We start from the raw sequence: 18335 nt of genomic DNA, 5'->3' as shown, positions 1-18335 counted from the left end.
GTTCTAGCTGGCTTCCAATGCCATTACTCGAAACAGCACTCCGAGGTGCCGAGTCATGTTATTGATATTGGCAGTAGCCACTACCGCCAGCTCTTCAGCCATCAATACATTGAGGTTGTTGGAGCCCACTACCACCTGCACGCTTTGCGCCGGCAGCGACGACAGATCCAGCGTGAACTTCTGCAGCACCCGGGCCGCCGCGGCCTTGTAGGTCAGCAGGGTCCCGGCCACCGAATACACCGCCAGCAAGGTCCCGCTGGCGAGGTAGAAACCGAACTCGCCGATTTCGTATTCCTCAGGCCCATCGAACAGCGCAGCCATCCGGAGTTGCCGGGAGCCCAGGTCCTCGTAGTCGACGATCGCCACCCGCTGGCGTTCGTCGCGCAGGGTGGTCTCGCTGCCGTTCGGGTCGTAGCGCGCCGTCCCGGCGCCGATATGGGTGATGCTTCCTTTCAAGCCCTGGTTTCTTGCCTGCAGTACTTCAGCCAGGCCGGCTGAGGTGAAGCGAACCAGGCGCGTAATGTCTCGTGTCATGGCTGCGCCTTGAAATTGTCGTGTGAAAAGGGCTCCGACGGGGCCCATCGATTGCGCCTGCCCATCCGTTCAGGGCAGGACCGCACTGAGGAAAAGCTCACCCTCGCCGAACGGCTGGTGAGTGCCACTGCCGACGCCCAGCGATGCCTGCAGCCTCAGGTCAGGCAACGCGCCTTCGAGGCTGTCGTCGTGAATACTGAGCAGGCTGTCGGCGGCAGCGGCGACCCGCACATCCCCGCGGGTTTCGTGCACGAGGGTGATCGTCCCCAGGTCGCGCTCGCTTTTGGCCGCATTGATGCGGCGGATCAGCCGGTTGTGATCGCCACTGGACCAACTGCGGCCGATGATCGCCTGCACATCGAAGGAGTATGGCGTGCCTCGGGGATGCTGTTCGTACCAGGCAAAAATGTTCGGCGTGAAGCCCAGCGACTCCACCGCATGACTCAACGCCTGGCGCACCCCGGCCTGGCGCTGGATCTGCCAGGAAAGAGAAACCGTCAGGCGTTTTTCGGTCTCGCTGGCCTGGGCATCCCACTCGCTGACTCCTCGATCCGCGCCCAGATAGGGCAGGAACCCGGCAGGTGTCTGCAGCGGATTCATCAGTTCGGGAAAAGGCGGGACGACACGTTCGAGCAGTTTGCCGAAAGCCAGGTCGAGGGCCTTTTCCAAGGGTGAGCTGTTCGCGGGCAACAGGCTGCCGGATCGTGTTTGCTGCGTCATAACGTCAGCACCTCCACCTCGACCCCTGTGCAATAGGGTGCCTGGAAGGCCGTCGTGACGATGGGCTCGCGCGGCTCAAGAATCTCGACCTGAACCGCCCCGACACTGTGCAGGGTGTAGTCGATCCAGCTCGGCTCGACCCGCCCTTCCAGGCGATGGCAGGCCTCGGCATAAGCCTGGAGCTGACGGCTTGCCGCCAACTGCGTCAGCCCCGAATCCGGCCCACCATTGATCCTGGCCACCACCCGGATCTTGTAGCCCTTGATCTCGGCCCCCTGGACACTCACGAGGTCCGTCTCCGGCCTGACATCCGGGCGGGAGAAATGACTGCGCACCCGCTCAAGCAGGTCGGCCGACGGCGTGCCGTCGCCACGGCGTGCGAGAACCGTCACCATCACCTCGCCAGGCGCCGTGCGCCGGCCGTTGCCGTCCTTGACCTGAGCGGCGTAACCATCCGGGTCGAAGGTGTAGGTGACCGCCACGACGCCCGGTGAAGTGCTTTGTACCTTGACCGAGGGCCGCTCACCCAGCGTGAACACCTCACGACGATACTGCATGCGCGACCCTGCGGCCGGCGCATGGGGTGCCAGGTAGTAGCGCAGGCGCGCATCGTCATCGCTTTCATGGATCGGTGGAACCGGCGGAAACGCCGTCGGGTCGCCCGGATCCAGCAACTGTCGCTCCAGCCCCATGTCCGCCAGGCGAGCGTCAAGGTTGCTGCCGGTGGCCCACCACGCCAGCATCTGCCTGATACGGGCGTTGTACTTGCGCTCATGGGTTTGCAGACGCACGCAGAACGCTTCAAGGGCCATGGTCAGCAACTCGCTTTCATTCTCGAGGCTGACTTTCAGCTTGGCCGCACTGTCGGGGGAACGGGCGCCGACATACTCGACGACAAAGGTCTTGAACTCGGCGAGCAGGTCCTCGAAGACGTCGACGTTGACGATCTCCGGCTCCGCCAACTGGTTCTGCCCAGGGATCAACATGCTCATGTGACTACCTCGAATGTCTGTTGACGGTTCTTCCAGGTCCCGGCGAAACGCAGCAACAGGCCGGCATCCTGGCGACTGGCGACGATCACCTGCGGAGCGAAATCGCCGATGCCATTGGCCGAGTTGTAGAACGCCTGTGCCGCATGACTCTGGGCCAGCAGCAGCAGGTCGTCGCCCAGGTTCTGCCCCAGCAATTCGGGAATCCGCGAGCCGTAGAGAGGCCGCTTCTGGCGGGTGCCCAGGGGCGTGGTCAGCGCGCGGGTGGCGCGCTGCACGAACTGGAGCCAGTCGTCGACCGTGGCTCCGCTGTTTCTGTCGACTCCGATCAAGACGGGCTCCTTATGCGGTGCTGATGACCCGGCCCCGGTGATCCACCAGCGGGCCGAGCAGGTGAACGCCGGCGGCATCGAGGGTCAGGCCCACCGCGCCCAGCTTCAGTTCGATGGACTGCGGTGTCAGCGCCAGGCGCGCCGGTCCCAGGGTCAGCTCAATGGTTTCGCGGGAACCTCGAAAAGTGGCTTCGGCGTTTTTCCAGCTCAGGACATGAGCGCTATCGTCGTAGCTGCTCTCGGTACCGTCCCTGTGCAGCCGGCGTGTCAGGTTGGCCGTCGTCGCAGCCGGGGGGAAGCGATCGCAGTTGATGCCAAACAGCGCCACCGACTGGCTACCACCCTCGCCTGCGCCGTAGTTGAGCAGCAGGCATTGCTCGCCCAGCGAGGGGATGCGCGATTCGCTCTGCTCGCCAGCGCTGGGATTGAAGAAACGGATCGCCGGTGTCAGCAGCTCGCCGTGGCTGACCTTGCAGGTATTGCTCGCCGCGTCCACCGCAGCGCATACGCCGATACGGCAGAAACTCTCGGCCCGGCGATGCAGGTCGTCGATTTCCGCCTCCATTTCGGCAAGACGCTCGATGATCGGGCTCAGTTGCAGGCGTAGCAGCGCCTCGAACATGATGAGTTCCTTGTGGGTTTTCTAGGGAAGCGGCAGGTATTGATCGGGGTCGTCCAGGTTGGTCACTTCCCAACTGCGGGCGAACCTGGGAATACCGGTCGGATCGTCCAGCAGGGGCTGGCCGAAATAGAACATCTGCTTGAAGGAAATGGTCCAGCCGCCGTAGACCTGGCCGGCATCGGCGAAGGTCGAGGGCACCCCCTGGATGTTGCTCGGCAACTCGCATTGCCCTGCTGCTCCCCAGCGGTTATCGATCACCAGATCGATCAGTTGGCTGGCGAGGTTGCAGGCCGACAAGGTCGCATCCATCTCCTGGGTGGACACGACTGTCTGCAGCGAAAGGCTGAACTCGTGGGCGCGGCGACCGTCGTGGGCGCGACTACCCGCGCTGTCACCGTCGATGCCTATCAGCACCCAGGCAGGTACCACCACGCCATCAAACTCGCGACGAGTCCCCACCTTGAGTTGTGGGTAAGCGGCCTTGATCACGTTCCTGAGGGTGCTAAACAGCATCGAGGGCGTGTCGATAGTGTTTGAAGACATATACGATTCCTGTTGCAGCGTCACGGCCGATCCGATTGAGAATTGCGCACGACCGGCTCATCGATCCCGATGCGCCTGGCCGCCCAGCGCTCATAGAGACCGATGGCGACATCCGCCCCGGCCATGGCCGTCAGGCAGCCGAAGGCACCGGCGGTCCAGATCGACACGCCGGCGGCGTACAGCAGCATGATGGTCGACACGCCGCAGACCATGCAGGCGCCGGAGCGCAGTACCAGCCGCCGCAGCAGTGGCCAGCCGCGGGCGCCCTCCTTGTCGGCGCGCCACATCTCGCCGGACACTCCGCCGATCACGGCCAGTACGATGACCAGCCAGATAGGCATGTCTGCCAACGCTTGTTGCTCGTTCGTCATGTCACGCCTCCTGTGGAAGAAAATGGCCACTGACTGGCCGGTAATGGTTTGGCTTGTAGTTCAAGGTGAAGGATTCTCGTGGGAGCCCGGTTCCGTGGGCATTCCAAAAGGCCCGGCTCGTGCCAGGCCCTTTGGTAATGCCGGTGTCGGCTCCGGCCCCGCACGCCATCAGGGCGAGCGCGGGATACGCGAAGCGGACACCCGATCCTTCGGCGCTACTGGCGCGGTACGGATCGATTCAAATTGTTCCTCCGACCGCGGCCCCTGCCCGCCGGATAACTGCTTACGGTGCTTTACGCTGCACACCCGGGTCAGTTGCCAACCCTCTGGACCATCAAGGCCGATCCATCGCTGCCTGTTCTTTGAAGCGGTACGACTAAAGAGCTTCGGGGTCATGCCCCTGGCATCGCTGCCTTTGGCTGGCCTTTCCGGCCGGCTTGGAACAAAGAATATGCATGTATGCATATCCAGTCAATGCACAAATGCATTTATTTTTGCACGAGCAATGCACGAATGCATGGAGGCCCCGCCGATCAAGGGGTGGGTCTTTTTTGCAGGCGAAAAAAAACCCACATGACTGTGGGTTTTTCCGAATCAGAGAGGGTTAACGGGCGTACATGCCCCACCAGAAGACGTGCCCGAGGATGGCGATCTGCTCTTCCTGGATTTCCTGGAAGGTGTAGTCCTCATCCGGGTGCTCGTCGCGGTTGAAGCTGCGCAGGCGGATACCGGTGGGCAGGCGATAGAGCTGCTTCACCCGCAGTTGGCCGTTGTGGTTGATCGCGTAGAGATCGCCGTCGACGATATCGCCGATGGCACTCTTGCCGGCGTTGACCCCGACCGTGGCACCGTCGCGCAGTACCGGCAACATGCTGTTGCCGCGCACGGTCACGCACTTGGCCTGGTCGAACTGCACGCCGTTGTGGCGCAGGCTGCGCTTGCCGAAGCGCAGGCTGGCCTTCTCGCTTTCCTCGATGACGAATCTTCCTGATCCAGCAGCCAATTCAACCTCGCGAAGAAAGGGCACGGACACCTCGTCTTCATCGACGGGGGTGTCGTCGTCCCACAGGCTTATATCCTTGAGTTCAGAGTGCAGCGGGCCCTGCTCCTGATCGCGGGCGGCGCCGATATCGGCACGGCCGCGCAACTGGTCGGTGGTCACCTGGAAATACTCGGCGATCTTCGAAATGTGCTTGTCCGAAGGATCGACGATCTTCCCGCTGAGTATGCGCGACAGGGTGGATTGGGGCACGCCGGTACGACGGTGAAGCTCCGTGGGGGAGATCCCGTGGCGGTCGAGCAGCGCTCGGAGGACGGTAGAAACATTGCGTATTTGCATAACGCGCATATTGATTGGGCTTTGCGTGAATAGCAAATGCTAATTTGCATATCCAGTGCATAAATCTAACATCAAAAGCAAAAGGCCATGTCTGCGGACCCGAAGCACCCGTGTTAACCTTGCGCCCATTGCCAGGCAAACAGCCCGATTTTGCCCCCACACTTTATTCAAGCTATCACCTACCCCACTGATGAATAAGCCAATTTCCGACCTGTCCTCGCACACCCCGATGATGCAGCAATACTGGCGCCTGAAGAACCAGCATCCCGATCAGCTGATGTTCTACCGCATGGGCGACTTCTATGAGATTTTCTATGAAGACGCGAAGAAGGCCGCCAAGCTGCTGGACATCACCCTGACCGCCCGCGGCCAGTCGGCCGGGCAGTCGATTCCGATGTGCGGGATTCCGTTTCACTCCCTCGAAGGCTACCTGGCCAAGCTGGTGAAACTCGGCGAATCGGTGGTGATCTGCGAACAGATCGGCGACCCGGCGACCAGCAAGGGCCCGGTGGAGCGCCAGGTGGTGCGGATCATCACCCCCGGCACCATCAGTGACGAAGCCCTGCTCGACGAGCGCCGCGACAACCTGATCGCCGCCGTGCTCGGCGACGAGCGGCTGTTCGGCCTGGCGGTGCTGGACATCACCAGCGGCAACTTCACCGTGCTGGAAATCAAGGGCTGGGAAAACCTGCTGGCCGAGCTGGAGCGGATCAATCCGGTGGAGCTGCTGATCCCCGACGACTGGCCGCAGGGCCTGCCGGCGGAGAAACGCCGTGGTACCCGTCGTCGCGCCCCCTGGGATTTCGAACGTGATTCCGCGCACAAGAGCCTCTGCCAGCAATTCGCCGTGCAGGACCTCAAGGGCTTCGGTTGCGAAACCCTGACCCTGGCCATCGGTGCCGCCGGCTGCCTGCTAGCCTACGCCAAGGAAACCCAGCGCACCGCCCTGCCGCACTTGCGCAGCCTGCGTCATGAGCGGCTGGACGATACCGTGGTGCTCGACGCCGCGACCCGCCGCAACCTGGAGCTGGACATCAACCTCGCCGGCGGTCGCGACAATACCCTGCAGTCGGTGGTCGACCGTTGCCAGACCGCCATGGGCAGCCGCCTGCTGACCCGCTGGCTGAACCGCCCGTTGCGCGACCTGAAGATCCTCACCGCGCGCCAGGTGTCCATCGGCTGTCTGCTGGAAGGCTACCGCTTCGAACGGCTGCAACCCCAGCTCAAGGAAATCGGCGATATCGAGCGGATCCTCGCCCGGATCGGCCTGCGCAACGCCCGCCCGCGCGACCTGGCGCGCCTGCGCGATGCCCTCGGGGCCCTGCCGCAACTGCAGGACGCGATGCTCGAACTGGACGCCCCGCACCTCAAGCAACTGGCCGCCACTGCCCGCACCTACCCGGAACTGGCGATCCTGCTGGAACGCGCCATTATCGACAACCCGCCGGCGGTGATCCGCGACGGCGGCGTATTGAAGACCGGCTACGATGCCGAGCTGGACGAACTGCTGTCGCTCAGCGAAAACGCCGGGCAGTTCCTGATCGACCTGGAAGCCCGGGAAAAGGCGCGCACGGGCCTGGCCAACCTCAAGGTCGGCTACAACCGCGTGCACGGCTACTTCATCGAACTGCCGAGCAAGCAGGCCGAATCGGCCCCGGCCGACTACATCCGGCGCCAGACCCTCAAGGGCGCCGAGCGCTTCATCACCCCGGAACTCAAGGAATTCGAAGACAAGGCGCTGTCGGCCAAGAGCCGCGCCCTGGCACGGGAGAAGATGCTCTACGAGGCGCTGCTGGAAACCCTGATCGGCGAGTTGCCACCGCTGCAGGACACCGCTGCCGCGCTGGCCGAACTGGATGTGCTGAGCAACCTTGCCGAACGCGCGCTGAACCTCGACCTGAACTGCCCGCGTTTCGTCGACGAGCCGTGCATGCGCATCAGCCAGGGTCGCCACCCGGTGGTCGAGCAGGTGCTGACCACACCGTTCGTGGCCAACGACCTGGCCCTCGACGACAACACCCGCATGCTGGTGATCACCGGTCCGAACATGGGCGGTAAATCCACCTACATGCGCCAGACCGCCCTGATCGTGTTGCTGGCCCACATCGGCAGCTATGTGCCTGCCGCCAGTTGCGAGCTGTCGCCGGTGGACCGGATCTTCACCCGGATCGGCTCCAGCGACGACCTGGCCGGTGGTCGTTCGACCTTCATGGTGGAAATGAGCGAAACCGCCAATATCCTGCACAACGCCACCGAGCGCAGCCTGGTGCTGATGGACGAGGTCGGTCGCGGCACCAGTACCTTCGACGGCCTGTCCCTGGCCTGGGCAGCCGCCGAGCGCCTGGCGCACCTGCGGGCCTATACGCTGTTCGCCACCCACTACTTCGAACTGACGGTGCTGCCGGAGAGCGAACCGCTGGTAGCCAACGTGCATCTGAATGCTACCGAGCACAACGAACGGATCGTCTTCCTGCACCACGTGCTGCCCGGTCCGGCCAGCCAGAGCTACGGCCTGGCGGTGGCGCAACTGGCCGGCGTACCCGGCGACGTGATCCGCCGTGCCCGCGAACACCTGAGCCGCCTGGAGACCACCAGCCTGCCCCACGAGGCGCCGGTGGCCAAGCCCGGCAAGCCGGCGGTGCCGCAGCAGAGCGACCTGTTCGCCAGCCTGCCGCACCCGGTGCTCGACGAACTGGCCAAGCTCGACCTGGACGACCTGACACCACGCCGTGCGCTGGAAATGCTTTACACATTGAAGACACGGATCTAACGCAGACGGCCGCAAGCTGCTAGAATCTCGCGCGGCTTGGGAAGCTGCGGGCTATTAGCCTGGTTCGCAGAGCCGTTCCCAAGCCCAGCGAGCCCGTCCTGATAGGGTTTTCGCCGCCGCCGCCTGAGGAGAGAATTAGAAATGACCTTCGTCGTCACCGACAACTGCATCAAGTGCAAGTACACCGACTGCGTAGAAGTCTGTCCGGTGGACTGCTTTTACGAAGGCCCGAACTTCCTGGTGATTCACCCGGATGAGTGCATCGATTGCGCACTGTGCGAGCCAGAATGCCCGGCCGTGGCCATCTTCTCCGAAGATGAAGTCCCGGAGGAAATGAAAACCTTCATTGAATTGAACCTCGAGTTGGCCGAGATCTGGCCGAACATCACCGAGAAGAAGGATTCGCTGCCGGACGCCGAGAAGTGGGATGGCGAAAAGGACAAGTTGCAGTATCTCGAACGCTGAGTCCTGCGTACTCCCGAAAAGGCCCCTTGCGGGCCTTTTTGCGTTGTTGGGCCAGGGCCAGCACTTTTCTACAGGCAAAAAAAAGGGGCGGTGTAACCCGCCCACATTTTTTCCCTAGTCCCTTTTTTCCCTTTCATCATCCTGATGAATCGCATCCCGCGATGTTCCTCTTAGCGATCTTCCATGATCGCCGTGTCTATCCGTCGACACAGGGCTGATATTAATGACTTTCAGATCGCCCGCAAGTGGATCCAGAAGCACACAGAGAGTTTTCGGATCCATTGGAAGTTTTAAAAAGCACTTATATTTCAATCAATTAAACAGATTTCTCGGCAATCTGCTGCCGTGTTCATCCTCGATCGCTTACGCAACACGTAAGTAAAGGCTTACACAGCCAAGCCAGCAAAAAAGAACTTCCGCAGCTCCGGAAGGTCGGAATGAACCCCGAAAACGCTCAAAAATAAGTAACGCCTTCGTCACCCGGCTCCCTCCGAAAACTTTCCACGGGTAAAAACCTCGATACTCAAAACCAATCCTTAGTATAGAAAACAGCACTCAGATATTCAGCTACCTCACGCCACGCAGGCTCATGCAACTTGGGCAAGACAGCGACTCTTCCAAACTGAGGACCGGGAAACCGGCCCCTTGACCGAAAGGTCAAATGCTAATTATTATCATTAGCATAACCCCGTCAGGTGCCGTCGTGACGCAATCCCAGTTCAACCAGGTCTTCCTCACCCAGCGGCTTACGTTGCTGCGTACGCTGCAACGCATGGTGCAGAACCCCAGCACCGCCGAGGACCTGCTGCAGGAGACCTACCTGCGGGTCACCCGTGCCCTGAGCGAACGCTCCATCGATCATCTTGAACCCTTCGTGTTCCAGACCGCTCGCAACCTCGCGCTCGACCACCTGCGTGCACGGCGTATCCAGGCCCGCACGCTGATGGAGGATGTGCCGCTGGAGGTGGTGGAAAGTGTCGTCGCCCCCTTGAGTACTCCGGAAGATGCCACCCATGCCGAACAATTGCTGGAGCGCCTGAGCGTGAGCCTGGGTCAACTGACTGCCCGCCAACAGCAGATCTTCATTCTCAGCCGCCTGCATGGCTGCAGTTACCAGGAGATCGCCGAACGCCTCGAAGTGTCCCTGAGCACCGTGCAGAAGGACCTGAAACTGATCATGGCCATCTGTGTCGGGGTGGCCGAACGCCTGGATCGCCCTTAAGCTTGCCCTCAGCGCCAAGACCTACAAGATCCGCCAGCCCACGGGAGGCGGATCACCGAACCAAACCGTGACAACGATTGCCGAGGAACACCCGTGACGGACAGCCCCAACCAGCCACCTCCCGCAGCCGCTCGGCCAGTGTTGCCAGACGACGCCATGGATCAGGCACTGGACTGGCTGATCGTGATGGAATGCCCGACAGCCGGGCAACGCGCCGAATTCGACGCCTGGCTTGCCGCCGATCCGGCCCATGCCCAGGCCTATGCCCGGGCCAGTGGCGCCTGGAACGCACAAGCGGTGATCGCCGCCGCCCAGGCGCTGCAGGCAACCACCCGCCGGCGACCGTCCCTGCTGCGGCGCCTGCGCCCACACTGGAAACCGCTGGCAACCGCCGCCGTGCTGCTGATCGCCATCGGCACCTACGGCAACCTGCCCCTGCGCCTGCAGGCCGATCACCTGACCGTGGCCGGCGAGCGCCAGCACCTGCAACTGGAAGACGGCTCGAAGGTCCTGCTCAACACCAACTCGGCGTTCTCCAGCCGTTTCACCGACCAGCAACACCTGGCCCGACTGTACAAGGGCGAGGCGTTCTTCGAGGTATCCGGCCAGCGCGAACATCCGCTGGAGATCGATGCCGGGCCGGTCCAGGCCAGCGTACAGGATACCGCCTTCGCCGTGCGCTACCTGGACGGTGAGGCGCAGGTGCAGGTACAGCGCGGCGATGTCGACCTGCGTACCCGCGACGACAGTGCCCGCCTGCGCCTGTCCGCCGGCAGCAGTGTGCGGGTCGGCCCGCATGGTTTCGGGCCTCCGGAAAAACTCGATGCACAGAAGGACCTGGCGTGGATCCAGGGCCGCCTGGTGTTCGAGAATTGCCCGATGGGCCAGGTGCTGGCCGAACTGCGACGCTACTACCCGGGCTGGATCGTCAACAACAACGAGCAGTTGGACAAGGTCGCCGTGACCGGCAACTACCGCCTGGACAAGCCGCTGGACGTGCTCCGCTCACTGGCCCACATCACTTCCGCAAGGGTCTCGGAGTACCCAGCGCTGGTCATTCTCAACTGACCGAAAGTTTTTTTACTCGATAGCACTCGATCATTCGTCTCGTCATAGCCAATGCAAGTGATTCTCATAACGAATCGCATCGCATCGCAACTATAAGTTTCGAAGATCGGAGCGCTTTCGATGCCCACTCGTTTCACCTCCAAGGCCCGCAGTGGCGGCCTGCAACAGTGCACCCTGTCCCTGCTTACCGCCGCCATGCTGCTCGCCGGCGCCCAGGCGACACCCGTACTGGCGGCCAGCGGCGCCACGCAACCGGCGCGCAGCCTCGCCAACTACAATTTCGCCATCGCCCAGCAGCCGCTGGTTTCGGCGCTGAATGCGTTCACCGCGGTGACCGGTTGGCAGGTCGGCTTGCCCGCCGAGCTCGGCCAGGGCGTGGCATCGCCTGGCGTACACGGTGCGTTGCCCCCGGAAAAGGCCCTGGAGCAGTTGCTGACCGGCACCAACCTGAGCTACCGCAAGCTCGGCGACAACAACGTCGTCCTGGAAAAGCGGGCCAATGGCACCACGCTCAATCTGCAACAGGTGACCATCAGCGCCACCCGCCAGGAGCAGGACGTGTCCTCGGTCCCCAGCACCGTGACTGTGCAGGACCGCCAGCAGCTCGACCAGCAGAACGTCAACACCATCAAGCAACTGGTGCGCTATGAGCCGGGCGTTTCCGTCAGCGGCGCGGGCCTGCGCGGCGGCGGTATCAGCGGCTACAACATCCGCGGTATCGATGGCGACCGCATCCTGACCCAGGTCGATGGTGTCGAGATTCCCGACAGTTTCTTCAATGGCCCCTATGCACAGACCCACCGCAACTACGTCGACCCGGAAATCGTCAAGCGCGTGGAAATCCTCCGCGGCCCGGCGTCGGTGCTCTACGGCAGCAACGCCATCGGTGGCGCAGTCAGCTATTACACCCTCGATCCGAGCGACATCATCAAGCCCGGCGAGGACGTCGGCGCCCGCCTTAAGAGCGGCTACAGCTCCTCCGACAACAGCTGGCTGACCTCCGGCACCGTCGCCGGCCGTACCGGCGACTTCGATGGCCTGCTGCACCTGAGCCAGCGCAACGGCCGCGAAACCGAGTCCTACGGCGACACCGGCGGCACCGGCCTGAAACGCACCGAAGCCAACCCGGAAACCAACCGCACCACCAACGTGCTGGCCAAGCTGGGCTGGAACTACAACGATGACTCGCGCCTGGGCCTGACCTACGAGCGCTACAAGAGCGATATCGACACCAACCAGCGCAGCGCCGTGGGTGGGCCGTTCAGCAATGGTACGGGAGTGGGCATGTACCGTTCGCGTACCGGCAACGATACCGTCACCCGCGAACGCTTTGGCATCGAGAACAGTTTCGGTCTGGACAGCGCCGTGGCCGATCACGTCAAGCTGAGCCTGAATTATCAAACCGCCAAGACCGATGAAAGCACCCTGGAAGACTACTTCCCCTTCGTGCGTCGTGTGCTGCGCAGCCGGGACACGGTCTACAAGGAGCAGCAATGGGTACTCGACGCCCAGGCGGACAAGGCCTTCAACCTCGGTGAAACCGATCACCTGCTGACCTACGGCAGCACCATCAAGCAGCAAAAGGTCACCGGCTCGCGTAGCGGCAGTGGCACCTGTCTGGCGGTGAGCACCGTACCCGGCCAGGGTTGCACCGCGGTCGGCGGCAACAGCCCACTGGATCGCCTGGTGAAATCCAGCGACTTCCCCGATCCGACCATCGACACCTACTCGCTGTTCGCCCAGGACCAGATCAGCTGGAACCAGTGGACCTTCCTGCCCGGCCTGCGCTATGACTACACCCAGCTCAAGCCGCACATCACCCAGGCATTCATCAATACCATCACCGCCGCAGGCGGTGGCGACATCGACGGCTCGAAAAAGACCTGGCACCGCGTCTCGCCCAAGTTCGGCCTGACCTACGCCCTGACCGACCAGTACACCTGGTACGGCCAGTACGCCGAAGGTTTCCGCACCCCGTCCGCCAAGGCCCTGTACGGTCGCTTCCAGAACGGTACCACCGGCTATAACGTCGAACCCAACCCGAACCTGGAGCCGGAAAAAAGCAAAAGCTACGAAACCGGCCTGCGCGGTCGATTCGAGGCCGGCTCCTTCGACGTGGCGGTGTTCTACAACAAGTATCGCGATTTCATCAACGAAGACGCGGTCGCTCCCGGCTACAGCGAGCTGACGTTCCAGACCAACAACATCAAGCACGCCACCATCAAGGGCGCGGAGGTCAAGGGACGGCTGAACCTGGACCACTTCGGCGCACCGCAAGGGCTCTACACCCAGGGCTCGGTGTCCTACGCCTACGGTCGCAACGATGACAGTGGCGAACCGATCAACAGCGTCAACCCGCTCACCGGCGTGTTCGGCCTGGGCTACGACCAGGACAAGTACGGGGCACTGCTGAGCTGGACCCTGGTCAAGCGCAAGGACCGGGTCGACGACAGCACCTTCAACGCGCCAGACGGCCTGACCAGCAGCAAGCAGTTCAAGACCCCGGGCTATGGCGTATTCGACCTGACCGGCTTCTACAAGGTCACCGACGACGTGACGGTCAATGCCGGCCTGTACAACCTGACCGACAAGAAGTACTGGAACTGGGATGACGTACGTGGCTACGACGGCGTGGGCGAAGCCGGTGTGCTCAGCCCGGCCAACCTCGACCGTCTGACCGCTCCGGGCCGCAACTTCTCGGTCAACCTGATCTGGGATATCTGACCGACCGCCGCCTCCCCCGCCACACTGCCAGACGGCGGGGTGAGGTTTTTTTACTGTGGCGCGTCTCCTTGTTCGTCTAGTAACTGAAAGCGCCTCTCATTCCCAAGGACTCCCCAATGACCTCCCAGGACAATACCCAACGCCCAAGCCTGCGCTCCCAGCGTCTGAACCAGATCACCCACGAGCCACACAGCAAGCTCGATCAACTGGTGAAGGCCCACGCACCGTTCGAGAACCAGGCCAATTTCGCCCGTTTCGTGGTCGCCCAGTATCTGTTCCAGTCGGAACTGGTGGCGCTGTACAACGACCCGGAACTGATCGCCATCGTCCCCGACCTGCCGGCGCGCTGCCGTGCCGAAGCGGCCAAGGCCGACCTGGCGGACCTGGATACCGAAGTCCCGGAGCCGGTGGCCGGTGCCCTGAAGCACCCGAGCAAGGCCGAAGCCCTGGGCTGGATCTTCGTCTCCGAAGGTTCCAAGCTCGGTGCCGCGTTCCTGATCAAGCGTGCCGTAGGCCTGGGCCTGAGCGAAACCTTCGGTGCCCGTCACCTGGGCGAGCCGGCTGGTGGCCGTGCCGAGGGCTGGAAGAGCTTCATCAGGACCCTGGACGGCCTGGAGTTCAGCGCCGAGGAGGAAGCGGCGGTGGAGAAAGGAGCCATCGATGCGTTCGTACGCTTTACCGTGCTGCTGGAACAAGCCTACGAATCGGCGCCTGAGCTGGCCTGAATACGGGTCTGCCTGCAAGACCTTCGGTGGTTTCGAAGGCCTCTTCGCAGGCAAGCCCTGCTCCTACAGAGATAAGTCGTACATCCTTCCAGGATACGGCGTACATCTGTAGGAGCAGGGCTTGCCCGCGAAGGGCCCCGACGTGAATGAAACACCAGGCTTGAGCCAAGCCGCCCGGCGCACCACAATTGAGACCATGACCAGCAAAACACCCTCGTCCTCCAAGCTCAGCCGCCTCCTGTTCGGCGTGCTTGCCTATGTCAGCCTCGGCATCGGCCTGATCGCCATCGTCGTGCCCGGCCTGCCCACCACCGAGTTCATCCTGCTGGCCGCCTGGGCCGCCACCCGCAGTTCGCCGCGGCTCAGCGCCTGGCTGGAGAACCACCGGCTGTTCGGCCCGATCCTGAGCAACTGGCGCAACGGCAAGATCATCGCCCGTCGGGCCAAGGTCAGCGCCACCGTCAGCATGCTGCTGTGCGCGACGCTGATGCTGGTGATGCTCGAACACCACTGGCCGGTGTACCTGGCCATTGCCGGCATGACCCTCGGCAACCTGTGGATCTGGTCCCGCCCCGAACGCCTGCCGGTCATCGAGCTGCCCTGAAAGGCAGCGAAGCCCCGCACTGATGTACGCCCCGCCTTCCTGTAGAAGCAGGGCTTGCCCGCGAATGGGCCCTCAAGCCCCCAGCCAATTCTGCGAAGTATCCGATTCAGCCATCGCGTCCAGCGCACAATCGTCGGAAGGGACCTGCAAAAATCGACAGCCGCGAATATTTGCGCTGCAATGATTCTACTCATGGAGGGCCTTTCGATGACCGATCTGCTGACATCCATTCAAGCCGCACTCGAGCTACCCGCCTCGACTCCAGACTTCACCGAATCCGGTGCCCTGCCCTCGGCCTTTGCCGTCACCGAGTTGGCCAGCGCCAGCCTGGCGGCCGTGGGCGAAGCGGTGGCCGAACTGCTCCGGCAACAGACCGGACAAAACCCGGGAGTCAGCGTCGACCGGCGCCTGGCCTCGTTCTGGTTCGCCAGCTCCCTGCGCCCCATCGGCTGGAACCTGCCAGAGCCCTGGGACCCGATTGCCGGCGACTACGCCACCGCCGATGGCTGGATTCGCCTGCACACCAACGCGCCGCATCATCGGGCCGCCGCCGAGCGGGTACTCGGGCCGGCCGGCGACCGCGCGGTGATGGCCGAGCTCGTCGCCCGCTGGAACAAGGGCGAGCTTGAGCAGGCGATCGTCGACAGCGGAGGCTGCGCTGCCGAAATGCGCACCTGGGACGACTGGAAAAACCACCCCCAGGGACTGGCGGTCAACGCCGAGGCACTGATCCAGCGCAGTACCGACGACGATCCGCACCCCCGGGCCTGGAGCGGCTCGACCACGCAGCCGCTGGCCGGAGTCAGGGTCCTCGACCTGACCCGCATCCTCGCCGGCCCCGTCGCCAGTCGCATGCTGGCCGGGCTCGGCGCCGAGGTGTTGCGAATCGATCCGCCCCATTGGGAGGAGCCGAGCCTGGTCCCGGAAGTCACCCGGGGCAAACGCTGCGCCCGCCTGGACTTGCACGACAGCGCCGACCGACGGGTGTTCGACCGCTTGCTGGGCGAGGCCGATATCCTGCTGCATGGCTATCGGGCCGACGCACTGGAACGGCTGGGCTACGCTGCGCAGCACCGTCGGCAACTGTCGCCCGGGTTGATCGATGTCAGCCTCAATGCCTATGGCTGGAGCGGGCCGTGGCGCAACCGCCGCGGCTTCGACAGCCTGGTGCAGATGAGCTGCGGCATCGCCCAGGCCGGCATGCACTGGAAGCCGGCGCAGGTGCCGACGCCACTGCCTGTGCAAGCACTGGACCATGGCACCGGCTACCTGATGGCGGCCACGGCGATCCGCGCGTTGACCGAACGGCTGCACAGCGGACGTGGCGGCTCGGCCAGGCTGTCGCTGGCACGCACGGCGAAACTGCTGCTGGAGCAGGGGACGGCCCATGACCCGCAGCCCCTGCGTCGGGAAACCTCCAGAGACCGTAGCACCTGGGTCGAGTACACCGCCTGGGGGCCGGCGCATCGCCTGATCCCGCCACTGAACATCGAGGGCACGCCGTTGCATTGGCGGTTGCCGGCCACGAAATTGGGCAAGCACCCACCCCAGTGGTGACTTCGAGGGCTGGCCATTATATGGCCAGCCTTTTTATTTCCAGTTATTTCAGTCGCTGAGAAACATGTAGGTCCTACACCATTAACCCTGTTCCAACTCATGGCGCCACAAACTTTCAAATTAGCGACAAAGCCTGACCGGCAAGCCCATAAAAAACATAAAAAAATCAATAAAAATCAATTACTTAAAATAAATAGCCGCGCAATTAAATGCAGTTGGACATTCAAGATCCGATACACCCATAACCTGATCTGAATCAGTTCCCGCCTCAACCTGCATCCCTACTCTGGAGCCTCACTTCTCCTGAACTGGAGTCATGCAATGGCTGAGTCTCCCGGAAAACTACGCTTGGGCGCCCTGGTTGCCCTGGTAGTGGGTTCGATGATCGGCGGTGGAATCTTTTCCCTGCCACAAAACATGGCCGCCAGCGCCGATGTCGGCGCGGTCCTGATCGGCTGGGCGATTACCGCCGTGGGCATGTTGACCCTGGCCTTCGTGTTCCAGACCCTGGCCAATCGCAAGCCGGACCTGGACGGCGGGGTCTACGCCTATGCCAAGGCCGGTTTCGGCGACTACATGGGTTTCTCCTCGGCCTGGGGTTACTGGATCAGCGCCTGGCTGGGCAACGTCGGCTACTTCGTCCTGCTGTTCAGCACCCTGGGCTACTTCTTCCCGATCTTCGGCGAGGGCAATACCGTCGCGGCGGTGGTCGGCGCCTCGTTGCTGCTGTGGGCCGTACACTTCCTGGTGTTGCGCGGTATCCGGGAAGCAGCGTTCATCAACCTGGTGACCACGGTCGCCAAGGTGGTGCCGTTGCTGCTGTTCGTACTGATCGCGCTGTTCGCCTTCAAGCTGGACATTTTCACCGCTGACATCTGGGGCCTGAACAACCCGAACCTGGGCAGCGTGATGAACCAGGTGCGCAACATGATGCTGGTCACCGTCTGGGTGTTCATCGGCATCGAGGGCGCGAGTATCTTCTCCTCCCGCGCGGAAAAACGCTCGGACGTGGGCAAGGCAACGGTCATCGGTTTCATCACCGTGCTGCTGTTGCTGGTGCTGGTCAACGTGCTGTCGCTGGGGATCATGACCCAGCCGGAACTGGCCAAGCTGCAGAACCCGTCCATGGCCGCCGTGCTCGAGCACGTGGTCGGTCACTGGGGCGCGCGGCTGATCAGCATCGGCCTGATCATCTCGCTGCTCGGGGCCCTGTTGTCGTGGGTGCTGCTGTGCGCCGAGATCATGTTCGCCGCCGCCCGCGACCACACCATGCCGGCGTTCCTGCGCCGCGAGAACGCCAATCACGTGCCGGCCAACGCCCTCTGGCTGACCAACGCCATGGTCCAGGTGTTCCTGGTCATCACGCTGTTTTCCGCCAGTACCTACCTGTCGCTGATCTACCTCGCCACCTCGATGATCCTGGTGCCCTATCTGTGGTCGGCGGCCTATGCGGTGCTGCTGGCGGTACGTGGCGAAACCTATGAAAACGCCCCGGCCGAACGCCGCAAGGACCTGTGCATCGCGGCCATCGCCCTGCTCTACGCGATCTGGCTGCTGTACGCCGGTGGGGTGAAGTACCTGCTGCTGTCCGCCCTGCTCTACGCCCCGGGCGCGATCCTGTTCGCCAAGGCCAAGCACGAGCTGGGCAAACCCATTTTCACCCCCGTCGAGAAGCTGATTTTCACCGCAGTGGTCGCTGGCGCCCTGCTGGCCGCCTACGGCCTGTACGACGGCTTCCTGACGCTGTAAC

General features: G+C 62.8%; 17 protein-coding genes. 9 read left to right on the top strand and 8 right to left on the bottom strand.

Annotation, left to right across the window (positions count from 1 at the left end):
* Positions 1-3: 3 nt before the first annotated feature.
* The 8 genes from ACMGT0_RS07715 to ACMGT0_RS07680 all read right to left on the bottom strand — a co-directional run bounded on the left by ACMGT0_RS07715 (position 4) and on the right by ACMGT0_RS07680 (position 5459).
* The gene (locus tag ACMGT0_RS07715) at positions 4-534 is read right to left on the bottom strand and encodes a hypothetical protein (protein ID WP_416772063.1); all 531 of its coding nucleotides are present in this window, start codon (positions 532-534) and stop codon (positions 4-6) included.
* A 69-nt stretch (positions 535-603) separates the two neighbouring features.
* Positions 604-1254: a phage tail protein I gene (locus ACMGT0_RS07710; protein WP_416772061.1), complete on the bottom strand. Its 651-nt coding sequence runs from the start codon at positions 1252-1254 to the stop codon at positions 604-606.
* A complete protein-coding gene (locus ACMGT0_RS07705; protein ID WP_416772059.1) occupies positions 1251-2246 on the bottom strand; it encodes a baseplate J/gp47 family protein in 996 nt (331 codons plus the stop codon). Before ACMGT0_RS07705 ends, ACMGT0_RS07710 begins: the two co-directional genes overlap by 4 nt.
* A complete protein-coding gene (locus ACMGT0_RS07700) occupies positions 2243-2575 on the bottom strand; it encodes a phage baseplate protein (protein WP_416772057.1) in 333 nt (110 codons plus the stop codon). Before ACMGT0_RS07700 ends, ACMGT0_RS07705 begins: the two co-directional genes overlap by 4 nt.
* Positions 2576-2585: 10 nt before the next feature.
* Positions 2586-3197 (bottom strand): phage baseplate assembly protein V, encoded by a 612-nt coding sequence (locus tag ACMGT0_RS07695; RefSeq protein ID WP_416772056.1) that lies wholly within the window; start codon positions 3195-3197, stop codon positions 2586-2588.
* 21 nt (positions 3198-3218) lie between these two features.
* Positions 3219-3710 (bottom strand): hypothetical protein, encoded by a 492-nt coding sequence (locus ACMGT0_RS07690; RefSeq protein ID WP_054061944.1) that lies wholly within the window; start codon positions 3708-3710, stop codon positions 3219-3221.
* A 50-nt stretch (positions 3711-3760) separates the two neighbouring features.
* Positions 3761-4111 carry a phage holin family protein gene (locus ACMGT0_RS07685; protein WP_054056796.1) on the bottom strand — a complete coding sequence of 117 codons (351 nt, stop codon included), beginning with the start codon at positions 4109-4111 and terminating at the stop codon, positions 3761-3763.
* Between the two features lie 604 nt (positions 4112-4715).
* The gene (locus tag ACMGT0_RS07680) at positions 4716-5459 is read right to left on the bottom strand and encodes a LexA family transcriptional regulator (protein WP_416772053.1); all 744 of its coding nucleotides are present in this window, start codon (positions 5457-5459) and stop codon (positions 4716-4718) included.
* Positions 5460-5652: 193 nt separating this feature from the next.
* Between ACMGT0_RS07680 and mutS the strand changes: the two genes are divergently transcribed.
* The 9 genes from mutS (at position 5653) to arcD (ending at position 18334) form a co-directional block, all read left to right on the top strand.
* Complete coding sequence (gene mutS / locus ACMGT0_RS07675) at positions 5653-8220, top strand: DNA mismatch repair protein MutS (RefSeq protein ID WP_416773439.1); 2568 nt, start codon at positions 5653-5655, stop codon at positions 8218-8220.
* A gap of 141 nt (positions 8221-8361) precedes the next feature.
* Entirely contained in the window at positions 8362-8685 is a 324-nt protein-coding gene (gene fdxA, locus ACMGT0_RS07670; RefSeq protein WP_054061806.1) for a ferredoxin FdxA, read from the top strand.
* A gap of 703 nt (positions 8686-9388) precedes the next feature.
* The gene (locus ACMGT0_RS07665) at positions 9389-9907 is read left to right on the top strand and encodes an RNA polymerase sigma factor (RefSeq protein ID WP_054056792.1); all 519 of its coding nucleotides are present in this window, start codon (positions 9389-9391) and stop codon (positions 9905-9907) included.
* Between the two features lie 93 nt (positions 9908-10000).
* On the top strand, positions 10001-10975 hold the full coding sequence (locus tag ACMGT0_RS07660; RefSeq protein WP_054056791.1) for a FecR family protein: 975 nt from the start codon (positions 10001-10003) through the stop codon (positions 10973-10975).
* Positions 10976-11095: 120 nt separating this feature from the next.
* Entirely contained in the window at positions 11096-13699 is a 2604-nt protein-coding gene (locus ACMGT0_RS07655; protein ID WP_416772050.1) for a TonB-dependent receptor, read from the top strand.
* Between the two features lie 116 nt (positions 13700-13815).
* Positions 13816-14424 carry a biliverdin-producing heme oxygenase gene (locus tag ACMGT0_RS07650; protein WP_054056789.1) on the top strand — a complete coding sequence of 203 codons (609 nt, stop codon included), beginning with the start codon at positions 13816-13818 and terminating at the stop codon, positions 14422-14424.
* Positions 14425-14620: 196 nt separating this feature from the next.
* Positions 14621-15028, top strand: a complete 408-nt coding sequence (locus ACMGT0_RS07645; protein ID WP_054056822.1) for a YbaN family protein — start codon at positions 14621-14623, stop codon at positions 15026-15028.
* 207 nt (positions 15029-15235) lie between these two features.
* Positions 15236-16585: a CoA transferase gene (locus ACMGT0_RS07640; protein WP_054061945.1), complete on the top strand. Its 1350-nt coding sequence runs from the start codon at positions 15236-15238 to the stop codon at positions 16583-16585.
* Positions 16586-16906: 321 nt separating this feature from the next.
* A complete protein-coding gene (arcD, locus tag ACMGT0_RS07635; RefSeq protein WP_416772047.1) occupies positions 16907-18334 on the top strand; it encodes an arginine-ornithine antiporter in 1428 nt (475 codons plus the stop codon).
* Position 18335 lies beyond the last annotated feature (1 nt).

Source organism: Pseudomonas sp. RHF3.3-3 (assembly GCF_048069595.1).
Taxonomy (GTDB): domain Bacteria; phylum Pseudomonadota; class Gammaproteobacteria; order Pseudomonadales; family Pseudomonadaceae; genus Aquipseudomonas; species Aquipseudomonas fuscovaginae_B.
This window is presented reverse-complemented; position numbering and strand designations above follow the sequence as displayed.

Bases quoted from the DNA above. Each gene is read 5' to 3' on its own strand.
- ACMGT0_RS07715 (WP_416772063.1), bottom strand. From the start codon at position 534: ATGACACGAGACATTACGCGCCTGGTTCGCTTCACCTCAGCCGGCCTG.
- ACMGT0_RS07710 (WP_416772061.1), bottom strand. From the start codon at position 1,254: ATGACGCAGCAAACACGATCCGGCAGCCTGTTGCCCGCGAACAGCTCA.
- ACMGT0_RS07705 (WP_416772059.1), bottom strand. From the start codon at position 2,246: ATGAGCATGTTGATCCCTGGGCAGAACCAGTTGGCGGAGCCGGAGATC.
- ACMGT0_RS07695 (WP_416772056.1), bottom strand. From the start codon at position 3,197: ATGTTCGAGGCGCTGCTACGCCTGCAACTGAGCCCGATCATCGAGCGT.
- ACMGT0_RS07690 (WP_054061944.1), bottom strand. From the start codon at position 3,710: ATGCTGTTTAGCACCCTCAGGAACGTGATCAAGGCCGCTTACCCACAA.
- ACMGT0_RS07685 (WP_054056796.1), bottom strand. From the start codon at position 4,111: ATGACGAACGAGCAACAAGCGTTGGCAGACATGCCTATCTGGCTGGTC.
- ACMGT0_RS07680 (WP_416772053.1), bottom strand. From the start codon at position 5,459: ATGCGCGTTATGCAAATACGCAATGTTTCTACCGTCCTCCGAGCGCTG.
- fdxA (WP_054061806.1), top strand. From the start codon at position 8,362: ATGACCTTCGTCGTCACCGACAACTGCATCAAGTGCAAGTACACCGAC.
- ACMGT0_RS07655 (WP_416772050.1), top strand. From the start codon at position 11,096: ATGCCCACTCGTTTCACCTCCAAGGCCCGCAGTGGCGGCCTGCAACAG.
- ACMGT0_RS07650 (WP_054056789.1), top strand. From the start codon at position 13,816: ATGACCTCCCAGGACAATACCCAACGCCCAAGCCTGCGCTCCCAGCGT.
- ACMGT0_RS07645 (WP_054056822.1), top strand. From the start codon at position 14,621: ATGACCAGCAAAACACCCTCGTCCTCCAAGCTCAGCCGCCTCCTGTTC.
- ACMGT0_RS07640 (WP_054061945.1), top strand. From the start codon at position 15,236: ATGACCGATCTGCTGACATCCATTCAAGCCGCACTCGAGCTACCCGCC.
- arcD (WP_416772047.1), top strand. From the start codon at position 16,907: ATGGCTGAGTCTCCCGGAAAACTACGCTTGGGCGCCCTGGTTGCCCTG.